Origin of the sequence: Pseudomonas cyclaminis (genome assembly GCF_015163715.1) — a bacterium.
GTDB lineage: Bacteria > Pseudomonadota > Gammaproteobacteria > Pseudomonadales > Pseudomonadaceae > Aquipseudomonas > Aquipseudomonas cyclaminis.
On sequence record NZ_JADDUM010000241.1, the window covers coordinates 1 to 10,542 of the forward strand.

Sequence of the window (10,542 nt, forward strand, 5' to 3'; positions counted from 1 at the left end):
TGTGGGAGGGGGCTTGCCCCCGATTGGCTCGACTGCCAGTCACTGCATCTGTTGACTGATACACCGCTATCGGGGCGGTGTGACGACTCGGCAAGCCCCTCCCACATTTTGTATTACACCAGGCTTTAGACCGGTGCAGGCGCCCGGCGCTTGTCCGGCTGTTTCCAGCCATCTGCAGCCGCTTCTTCGATGGCTTGCTGAATGGCTTTCTTGCGGTGTTCTTCGGCGCGACGGCTGAAGAACCACACCAGGAAGGTCACCAGCGACACCGCCAACAGAATCAGGCTGGCCACGGCGTTGATCTCGGGTTTGACCCCAAGGCGCACGGCCGAGAACACTTCCATCGGCAAGGTCGTCGAGCCAGGGCCCGAGACGAAGCTGGCGAGTACCAGGTCATCCAGCGACAGCGCAAACGACATCATGCCGCCCGCCGCCAACGACGGCGCGATCATCGGGATGGTGATCAGGAAGAACACCTTCCACGGCCGCGCGCCGAGGTCCATGGCGGCTTCTTCGATCGACAGGTCCAACTCACGCAAGCGCGCCGACACCACCACCGCCACATACGCCGCACAGAACGTGGTGTGGGCGATCCAGATGGTGACGATGCCACGCTCCTGGGGCCAACCGATCATCTGCGCCATGGCCACGAACAGCAGCAGCAGCGACAGACCCGTGATCACTTCCGGCATCACCAGCGGCGCCGTCACCAGGCCGCCGAACAGCGTGCGGCCCTTGAACTGGCTGATGCGCGTCAGCACAAACGCCGCCAACGTACCCAATGCCACCGCGGCAACCGCGGTGTAGCAGGCGATTTCCAGGGAGCGGGCCACCGAACCCATCAGTTGGGTGTTGTCGAGCAGGCCCACGTACCACTTGATCGACCAACCGCCCCACACCGTCACCAGCTTGGATTCGTTGAACGAGTAGATCACCAGGATCAGCATCGGCAGGTAGATGAACAGCAACCCCGCCACCAGCATGAAGCTTGAGAAACTGACGCGCTTCATATCTTGCCCTCCAATTCTTTGGCTTGGCTGCGGTTAAACAGAATGATCGGCACGATCAGGATCGCCAGCATCACTACCGCCAGGGCAGACGCCACCGGCCAGTCACGGTTGTTGAAGAATTCTTGCCACAACACTTTACCGATCATCAGGGTTTCCGGGCCGCCCAGCAGTTCCGGGATCACGAACTCGCCCACCACCGGGATAAACACCAGCATGCAACCGGCGATGATGCCGTTCTTGGACAGCGGCACGGTGATTTTCCAGAAGCTGTTGAAGGTGCTCGAACCCAGGTCCGACGCGGCTTCCAGCAGGCTCTGATCATGCTTCACCAGGTTGGCGTACAGCGGCAGGATCATGAACGGCAGGTACGAATAGACCACGCCGATATACACCGCGATGTTGGTGTTGAGGATCTGCAGCGGTTCGTTGATCAGCCCCATGGACATCAGGAAGCCATTGAGCAACCCGTTGTTGCTGAGGATGCCCATCCACGCATACACGCGGATCAGGATCGCAGTCCAGGTCGGCATCATGATCAGCAGCACCAGCACGGTCTGCATCTCTTTGCGTGCGGTGGCAATGGCGTAGGCCATCGGGTAGCCGATCAGCAGGCACAGCAGCGTGCTGAAAAACGCCATCTTCAGCGAGCCCAGGTACGCGGCGATGTACAACTCGTCGCCCGCCAGCAAGCTGTAGTTGGCCAGGTTCAGCACCACTTGCAGCTTCTGCTCAACGTAGGTGTAGATCTCGGTGTACGGCGGGATCGCTACGTCGGCTTCGGCAAAGCTGATTTTCAGGACGATGAAGAACGGCAGGGCGAAAAACAGGAACAGCCACAGGAACGGAATCCCGATGACCACCTGCTTGCCACTGGGGACGAGGCGGTTCAAGCGCCGCTTGAGCTTTTTTGTGTTCATGAGCGAAGTACCACGCCGCTGTCGTCTTCCCACCACACGTACACCTGATCACCCCAGGTCGGCCGCTGGCCACGGCGTTCGGCGTTGGCCACGAAAGACTGCACCAGCTTGCCGCTCGGCAGTTCCACGTAGAACACCGAGTGGCCGCCCAGGTAGGCGATGTCGTGCACCTTGCCGCTGGACCAGTTGTGCTCGCAGGTCGGCATTTCGGTGGTCACCAGCAGTTTTTCCGGGCGAATCGCGTAGGTCACCGACTTGTCTTCCACCGAGGTGGCGATGCCGTAGCCCACGTAGATGTCGCGGTCCAGGTCCGGGCACTTGAGCACCGCGTGGCCTTCGGCGTCGTCCACCACTTGGGTGTCGAAAATGTTGACGTTGCCGATGAACTCGCACACCAGGCGGCTGGTAGGCGTTTCGTAGATGTCGATCGGGCTGCCGATCTGCGCGATCCAGCCCAAGTGCATGATCGCGATGCGTTCGGCCATGGTCATGGCCTCTTCCTGGTCGTGAGTCACCATCACGCAGGTCACGCCGACGCGCTCGATGATTTCGACCAGCTCAAGCTGCATCTGCGAACGCAATTTCTTGTCGAGGGCGCCCATCGGCTCATCGAGCAGCAGCAGTTTCGGGCGCTTGGCCAGGGAACGGGCCAGGGCCACACGCTGACGCTGGCCACCGGACAACTGGTGCGGCTTGCGCTTGGCGTACTGGCTCATCTGCACCAGCTTGAGCATCTCGGCCACGCGGGCGTCGACTTCGGCCTTGGGGATCTTGTCCTGTTGCAGGCCGAAGGCGATGTTCTGCGCCACCGTCATGTGTGGGAACAAGGCGTAGGACTGGAACATCATGTTGATCGGCCGCTCGTAGGGCGGCATGTCGGTGATGTCCACACCGTCGAGGTAGATGCGCCCCTCGGTCGGGCGCTCGAAACCTGCGAGCATGCGCAGCAAAGTGGACTTGCCCGAACCCGAACCGCCGAGCAGGGCGAAGATCTCGCCTTTCTTGATTTCCAGGGACACATCGTCCACGGCAATCGTCTCGTCGAACTTCTTCGTGACCCGGTCGATTTTGACCAGCACCTTCTTCGGTGTCTGGTCCCCTTCGAGGGCTTTCTTATAGGCGCCGGAGGCAACTGCCATTTACGAAACTCCCAGAAAAAAAGAGTGCAGAACGTCCAATACGGACGAACCTTGGATAGGTTGAGCCTTACTTGCCCGTCTTGACCTTGGTCCAGCTACGGGTCATTAAACGTTGCACTTTCGGGGGTAGCTCGAAGTTGACGAATGTCCGATCGAGAACCGCCTGCGGTGGGTAAACCGCTTCGTCCGTGCGTATCGATTGCTCCATCAGTGTGTCCGCCCCTGGGTTAGGGTTGGCGTAACCGACGTAATCACTGACCTGGGCGATGACCTCAGGTTGCAGCAAATAGTTGATGTAGGCGTGGGCCTCTTTAATGTTGGTGGCGTCCTTGGGGATCGCCAGCACGTCAAACCACAGGTTGCCGCCTTCTTTCGGAATCGCGTAGGCGATGTTCACGCCTTTGCCAGCCTCAGCCGCACGGGCCTTGGCCTGGAACACATCACCGGAGAAACCGGCCGCCACGCAGATGTTGCCGTTGGCCAGGTCGGAGATGTATTTGGAGGAATGGAAGTAGGTCACGTAGGGCCGCACTTTGAGCAGCTTTTCTTCGGCCTTTTTGTAGTCGTCCGGGTTGGTGCTGTTGGGGTCCAGGCCCATGTAGTTGAGCACCGCCGGCAGCATTTCATCTGCCGAGTCCATAAAAGACACGCCGCAAGTGGCCAGCTTCTTCATGTTTTCCGGTTCGAACAGCACGGCCCAGGAGTCGATCTTGTCGACGCCCAGCACTTCCTTCACTTTGTCGACGTTGTAACCGATGCCGTTGGTGCCCCATAGGTACGGCACGGCGTACTGGTTGCCTGGGTCGTTCTTTTCCAGGCGCTTGAGCAGCGCCGGATCAAGATTTGCGTAATTCGTCAGCAACGACTTGTCGAGTTTCTGGAACGCCCCGGCCTTGATCTGCTTGCCGAGGAAGTGGTTGGACGGCACGACCACGTCGTAGCCAGTACGCCCGGCCAGCAACTTGCCTTCCAGGGTTTCGTTGGAATCAAACACGTCGTACACGGGCTTGATGCCGGTGGCCTTTTCGAAGTTGGCCAGGGTGTCGGTACCGATGTAGTCCGACCAGTTATAAATATGCACCGTCGATGCGGCCTGCACGCTGACAGCCAGCGTGATACCTGCACCCACCAGCATGGCTTTGCGAAATAAAGAAATTGGCAAGTGGAGGTCCTCTTAAATAGTTGGGCCTGAAGTTGTTGCCCGGCAACAAAACCGGCGCGCAACTTACCCTCGATAAACCGATCCGGCAAAACTTTTTGTCATTTAATGTGTGGGAGAGAGGCAAGCCCTCTCCCACCGGTGTTGAGGCTTACTTGCCGGACTTGATCTTGGTCCAGCTGCGCGTCATTTCACGCTGGGTTGCGGCTGGCAAGTCAGCAATGGCGTAGAGCTTGGCTTGCACATCGGCTGGCGGGTAGATGCCCGGGTCGCTGGTGATGTCCTTGTCGACCAGTGCAGTCGCCTTCTCGTTACCGTTCGGGAAACGCACGCTGTTGGTGATCGACGCCATGACTTCCGGCTTGAGCAGGTAGTTCATGAATTTGTAAGCGGCCTCGACGTTTTCGGCATCTTTAGGGATGGCGACCATGTCGAAGAAGCTGCCAGCGCCTTCTTTCGGAATGTCGTAGGCCACCTTGACCTTGCCACCGGCTTCAGCCGCGCGGGATTTGGCCTGCTGGATGTCACCCGAGTAACCCACGGCTACGCAGATGTTGCCGTTGGCGAGGTCCGAGATGTACTTGGAGGAGTGGAAGTAGCCGATCGATGGGCGGATCTTGAGGAACAACGCTTCGGCTTGCTTGAGGTCGTCTTTCTTCTGGCTGTCGGTCGGCAGGCCCAGGTAATGCAGCGCAATCGGCAGCATTTCGGTTGGCGAGTCGAGGAAGCTCACGCCGCAGCTTTTCAGCTTGGCGATGTTTTCCGGCTTCATCAGGACATCCCACGAATCAATCTTGTCCACGCCCAGCGCAGCCTTGACCTTCTCCGGGTTGTAGCCGATGCCGATCGAACCCCACATGTACGGGAAGGCGTGCTTGTTGTCCGGGTCGCTGACCGACACGGCTTTGAGCAGGGACTTGTTCAGGTTGCTGTAGTTGGACAGCTTGGACGTGTCCAGCTCTTGGTAGACACCGGCCTTGATCTGCTTGGCGAGGAAGTTGTTCGACGGCACGACGATGTCATAACCGGACTTGCCTGCCAGCAACTTGGCTTCCAGGGTCTCGTTGCTGTCAAAAACGTCGTACACCACTTTGATGCCCGACTCTTTTTCGAAGTTGGCGATGGTGTCCGGTGCAATGTAGTCGGACCAGTTGTAGACGTGCAGCACTTTATCGTCTGCCTGGGCCGCGCCCGCCATTGCGCCCATCAGGGACAAGGCGAGGAGGGTCTTGCCAGCGTTCTTCAAACCTAATGCCTTCATTTGGTGATGCTCCAATTTTTCTTTTTTGGGCCACGTTCTTTATATGTTCAGCGGCCCTTCCAGAGGGCAACAAAACAGGGCGACAGTCTGGCAAGTTCAGGGGCCGGCTTTCAACCAAAGCCCCTACATTTATCACTGCCCGGTGCTCTGCGCACTGAGCCTAGCACTTAGCCCTGCAATGCCGCCAAAGTCAGGTCCAGGCACGTGCGTGCCTTGGTCACCAACTCGTCGATCTCGGCCTTGCTGATCACCAGCGGCGGCGAAATGATCATGGTGTCGCCCACGGCGCGCATGATCAGGCCGTTGTTGAAGCAGAAGTTGCGGCAAATCATGCCGACGCCTTTGCCTTCATAACGCTTGCGAGTGGCCTTGTCCTGCACCAGTTCAATAGCGCCCAACAGACCCACACCGCGCACTTCGCCCACCAACGGGTGATCATTGAGCTCGCGCAGACGACGCTGCAAATAGGGTGCCGTTTCGCTGTTGACCTGCTCGATGATTTTTTCATCACGCAGGATGCGGATGTTTTCCAAGGCCACTGCGGCGGCCACCGGATGACCGGAGTAGGTGAAACCGTGGTTGAAATCGCCGCCTTCGTTCAGCACCTCGACCACTTCGTCACGCACGATCAGGCCGCCCATGGGGATATAGCCCGAGGTCAGCCCCTTGGCGATGGTCATCATGTCTGGCTTGAGGTCGTAGAAGTCGCTACCGAACCACTCACCGGTACGGCCAAACCCGCAGATCACTTCGTCGGCCACAAACAGAATGTCGTACTTGGCGAGAATTTCCTTGATGCGCGGCCAGTAGGTGGCGGGCGGGACGATCACGCCACCGGCACCCTGGATCGGCTCGGCAATAAAGGCACCGACGGTGTCCACGCCCAGTTCGAGGATCTTCTCTTCCAACTGGTTGGCGGCCCAGATCCCGAACTCTTCGGGGCTCATGTCGCCGCCCTCACCAAACCAGTACGGCTGGGCGATGTGGGTAATGCCGGGGATCGGCAAGTCGCCCTGCTCGTGCATATACGTCATGCCGCCAAGGCTGGCGCCAGCCACGGTTGAGCCGTGGTAGCCATTCTTGCGGCTGATGATGGTTTTCTTGTTCGGCTGGCCCTTGATCGCCCAGTAGTGGCGGACCATGCGCAACATGGTGTCGTTGCCTTCGGAGCCGGACCCGGTGAAGAACACGTGGTTCATGCCGGCCGGTGCGATGTCGGAAATGGCCTTGGCCAACTCCAGCACCGGAGGGTGAGCGGTCTGGAAGAACAGGTTGTAGTACGGCAGTTCTTTCATTTGTTTGGCGGCGGCGTCGGCCAGTTCATCGCGACCGTAACCGATCGCCACGCACCACAGGCCGGCCATGCCGTCGAGGATCTTGTTGCCTTCGCTGTCCCACAAATACACGCCGTGGGCTTTGGTGATGATCCGTGGGCCTTTCTCTTTCAATTGCTTGAAGTCGCTGAACGGTGCCAGGTGGTGATCGTTGCTCAAGGCTTGCCATTCACGGGTTTGCGGGTTGTTGCTGGACATACCAATCTCCTAGACTTTTCAGTGAGGGGCGCGCTGCTTTCCCAGCGCGCCCGGCGCATCAGACGGCGAAGAGCAGGAATTCCCGCTCCCACGAACTGATCACGCGCTTGAAGTTTTCATGCTCGGCCCGCTTGACCGCGACGTAGCCTGTGATGAATTTCTGACCCAGGTATTTCTCGATGGTCTTGCTGTTTTCCATGCGTTCCAGGGCGTCTTCAATGGTCAACGGCAGACGCAGGTTGCGCCGCTCGTAACCACGACCCACCACCGGCGCGCTCGGGTTATGGCCTTCAACCATGCCGATGTAGCCGCACAGCAGACTGGCGGCAATCGCCAGGTACGGGTTGGCGTCGGCGCCCGGCAGGCGGTTTTCCACACGACGGTTCTGCGGGCCGGCATCCGGTACGCGCAGGCCGACGGTGCGGTTTTCTTCGCCCCATTCCACGTTGACCGGCGCCGAGGTGTCGGGCAGGAAGCGGCGGAACGAGTTCACGTTAGGGGCAAACAGTGGCAGCAATTCGGGGATGAATTTCTGCAGGCCGCCAATGTGGTTGAGGAACAGCTGGCTCATGGTCCCGTCTTCATTGGAGAAGACGTTCTTGCCGGTGGCGATGTCGATGATGCTCTGGTGCAGGTGCATCGCGCTGCCGGGCTCGCCGGTCATCGGCTTGGCCATGAAGGTGGCCGCCACGTTGTGCTTGAGCGCCGCTTCGCGCATGGTGCGCTTGAACACCAGGATCTGGTCGGCCAGGGACAGCGCGTCGCCGTGACGGAAGTTGATTTCCATCTGCGCGGTGCCGTCTTCGTGGATCAGGGTGTCGAGGTCCAGCTCCTGCAGTTCGCACCAGTCGTAGACGTCTTCGAACAGTGGATCGAATTCGTTGGCCGCTTCTATAGAGAAGGATTGGCGACCGGTCTCCGGGCGCCCGGAACGACCGATCGGCGGTTGCAACGGGAAGTCCGGGTCTTCGCAGCGTTTGGTCAGGTAGAACTCCATCTCCGGCGCCACGATGGGCTGCCAGCCTTTGTCGGCGTAGAGCTGGAGGACTTTCTTGAGCACGTTGCGCGGCGACAGCTCGATCGGGTTGCCTTGCTTGTCGTAGGTGTCGTGGATCACCTGGGCGGTCGGCTCGATGGCCCACGGCACCAGGAACACCGCGTTCTGGTCGGGGCGGCAGATCATGTCGATGTCGGCCGGGTCGAGCAATTCGTAATAGATGTCGTCTTCGACATAGTCGCCGGTCACGGTCTGCAACAGAACGCTCTCGGGCAGGCGCATGCCTTTTTCGGCGATGAACTTGTTGGTCGGCGAGATCTTGCCCCGGGTGATGCCGGTGAGGTCGCCAATCATGCATTCGACTTCTGTGATCTTGTGGTCTTTCAACCAATCGGTGAGCTGGTCGAGGTTGTTACTCATAAATGCCTCTGGGCTGGGTTTCCTGGCATCCATTAAAGGCCAGGCGTTGGTTGACGCAGCATCCGCGTCGTTTGTTCATTCAGGGTAGGAGCTTACCTGCCATTTGCTGCAGCGTTGCATTCCTCACGCCAAAGTCGTGCACAATCTTGATCGGTTCCTTGGAAAGGAGCCGGTCAGGGGCAGTTGAGGGGGCAAAGAAAAGGTCGGACGGGCCGTCAAGAATATTGGCCGGTGCCGGTGCATCCACGCGGGGCGAACGGACTGCGGACAACGCCTGGCAGAAGCAGGCAGAGACGCCGAGTGGCGGCAGGTGAAACATGAAGCACCCCGGTATTATTGCTGTTATGGGTTTGAATCGAGCTTAGCCTTGTTCATTTTTTTACACAACACCCCCGTAAAAAATACAACACGGCCCGCTCAAGCCTGCGAGTCCCAAGCCGGTCAAATGCAAAAAACCGCCCCAAAAAGCCCCAAAAAAGCCTTCGCGGCGCTTTTTTAGGGCAAAAAAGGCCTCGCTTGACTTCGGCATGCCGTTCGGGTTGACTGAAACCAGAAAAGATCAATGATTGATATTTTTAACAACAAAGGTGTTGCATCATGTCGGTACCCCCGCGTGCCGTTCAGCTTAACGAAGCGAACGCGTTCCTTAAGGATCATCCTGAGGTTCTGTACGTAGACCTTCTAATTGCGGATATGAATGGTGTGGTGCGCGGCAAGCGCATCGAACGCACCAGCCTCCACAAGGTTTACGAGAAGGGCATTAACCTGCCTGCCTCTTTATTTGCCCTGGATATCAATGGCTCGACGGTGGAAAGCACCGGCCTGGGCCTGGACATCGGTGATGCTGACCGAATCTGTTATCCAATCCCCGACACCCTGTGCAATGAGCCTTGGCAAAAGCGCCCTACCGCGCAACTGCTGATGACCATGCACGAACTTGAAGGTGAACCTTTCTTCGCCGATCCCCGCGAAGTGCTCCGCCAAGTTGTAAGCAAATTCGACGACCTCGGTCTGACCATCTGCGCTGCCTTCGAGCTTGAGTTCTACCTGATCGACCAGGAGAACGTGAACGGCCGCCCACAACCGCCCCGCTCGCCGATCTCCGGCAAACGCCCGCACTCGACACAGGTCTACCTGATCGACGACCTCGACGAATACGTCGACTGCCTCCAGGACATTCTGGAAGGCGCCAAAGAGCAAGGCATCCCGGCCGACGCCATCGTCAAGGAAAGTGCCCCGGCGCAGTTCGAAGTGAACCTGCACCATGTCGCCGACCCGATCAAAGCGTGCGATTACGCGGTACTGCTCAAGCGCCTGATCAAGAACATCGCCTACGACCATGAGATGGACACCACCTTCATGGCCAAGCCTTACCCAGGCCAGGCAGGCAACGGGCTGCACGTACACATTTCGATCCTGGACAAAGACGGCAAGAACATCTTTGCCAGCGAGGATCCCGAGCAGAACGCCGCATTGCGTCACGCGATCGGCGGTGTGCTGGAGACCCTGCCCGCCCAAATGGCGTTCCTGTGCCCCAACGTCAACTCCTACCGTCGTTTCGGCGCACAGTTCTACGTGCCGAACTCGCCGTGCTGGGGCCTGGACAACCGCACCGTGGCGATTCGCGTACCGACCGGCTCGTCCGACGCCGTACGTATCGAACACCGTGTGGCCGGCGCCGACGCCAACCCTTACCTGCTGATGGCTTCGGTCCTGGCAGGCGTGCACCACGGCCTGACCAACAAGATCGAGCCTGGCGCACCCGTGGAAGGCAACAGCTACGAGCAGAACGAGCAGAGCCTGCCGAACAACCTGCGCGATGCCCTGCGCGAGTTGGACGACAGCGAGGTGATGGCCAAGTACATCGATCCTAAATACATCGATATCTTCGTCGCCTGTAAGGAAAGTGAGCTGGAAGAGTTTGAACACTCCATCTCCGACCTTGAGTACAACTGGTACCTGCATACCGTCTAAACGGCGGCTGCATTGACTGTGGTGAGCGGGCTTGCCCCGCGCTGGGCTGCGTAGCAGCCCCAAACACAGACGCCGAGTTCTTTCTGAAGGAACTCGGCGTTTTTTATTGGGGCCGCTTCGCAGCCAGCGCGGG

At 58.9% G+C, this 10,542-nt stretch carries 9 protein-coding genes; 1 reads left to right on the top strand and 8 read right to left on the bottom strand.

The genetic code is table 11. From position 1 onward, the window contains the following. Positions 1 to 125: 125 nt before the first annotated feature. The 8 genes from IQK56_RS25870 to IQK56_RS25905 all read right to left on the bottom strand — a co-directional run bounded on the left by IQK56_RS25870 (position 126) and on the right by IQK56_RS25905 (position 8,754). Complete coding sequence (locus tag IQK56_RS25870; RefSeq protein WP_099585906.1) at positions 126 to 1,010, bottom strand: ABC transporter permease subunit; 885 nt, start codon at positions 1,008 to 1,010, stop codon at positions 126 to 128. Next, positions 1,007 to 1,927 carry an ABC transporter permease subunit gene (locus IQK56_RS25875; RefSeq protein WP_099585907.1) on the bottom strand — a complete coding sequence of 307 codons (921 nt, stop codon included), beginning with the start codon at positions 1,925 to 1,927 and terminating at the stop codon, positions 1,007 to 1,009. The genes IQK56_RS25870 and IQK56_RS25875 overlap by 4 nt, the downstream gene beginning before the upstream one ends. Further along, positions 1,924 to 3,066, bottom strand: coding sequence for an ABC transporter ATP-binding protein (locus tag IQK56_RS25880; RefSeq protein WP_003195240.1), 1,143 nt, complete (start codon positions 3,064 to 3,066; stop codon positions 1,924 to 1,926). The genes IQK56_RS25875 and IQK56_RS25880 overlap by 4 nt, the downstream gene beginning before the upstream one ends. 67 nt (positions 3,067 to 3,133) lie before the next feature. Beyond that, positions 3,134 to 4,228 (bottom strand): polyamine ABC transporter substrate-binding protein, encoded by a 1,095-nt coding sequence (locus tag IQK56_RS25885; protein ID WP_122307946.1) that lies wholly within the window; start codon positions 4,226 to 4,228, stop codon positions 3,134 to 3,136. Positions 4,229 to 4,376: 148 nt separating this feature from the next. Continuing rightward, positions 4,377 to 5,471, bottom strand: a complete 1,095-nt coding sequence (locus IQK56_RS25890; protein WP_193901875.1) for a polyamine ABC transporter substrate-binding protein — start codon at positions 5,469 to 5,471, stop codon at positions 4,377 to 4,379. Positions 5,472 to 5,653: 182 nt separating this feature from the next. Next, positions 5,654 to 7,018, bottom strand: coding sequence for an aspartate aminotransferase family protein (locus tag IQK56_RS25895; RefSeq protein WP_159937713.1), 1,365 nt, complete (start codon positions 7,016 to 7,018; stop codon positions 5,654 to 5,656). Positions 7,019 to 7,076: 58 nt separating this feature from the next. Continuing rightward, entirely contained in the window at positions 7,077 to 8,435 is a 1,359-nt protein-coding gene (locus IQK56_RS25900; protein WP_122307944.1) for a glutamine synthetase family protein, read from the bottom strand. A gap of 79 nt (positions 8,436 to 8,514) precedes the next feature. Continuing rightward, entirely contained in the window at positions 8,515 to 8,754 is a 240-nt protein-coding gene (locus IQK56_RS25905) for a hypothetical protein (RefSeq protein WP_122307943.1), read from the bottom strand. A 278-nt stretch (positions 8,755 to 9,032) separates the two neighbouring features. Between IQK56_RS25905 and IQK56_RS25910 the strand changes: the two genes are divergently transcribed. Continuing rightward, entirely contained in the window at positions 9,033 to 10,409 is a 1,377-nt protein-coding gene (locus IQK56_RS25910; protein WP_003213894.1) for a glutamine synthetase family protein, read from the top strand. The last annotated feature ends 133 nt before the right edge of the window (positions 10,410 to 10,542 follow it).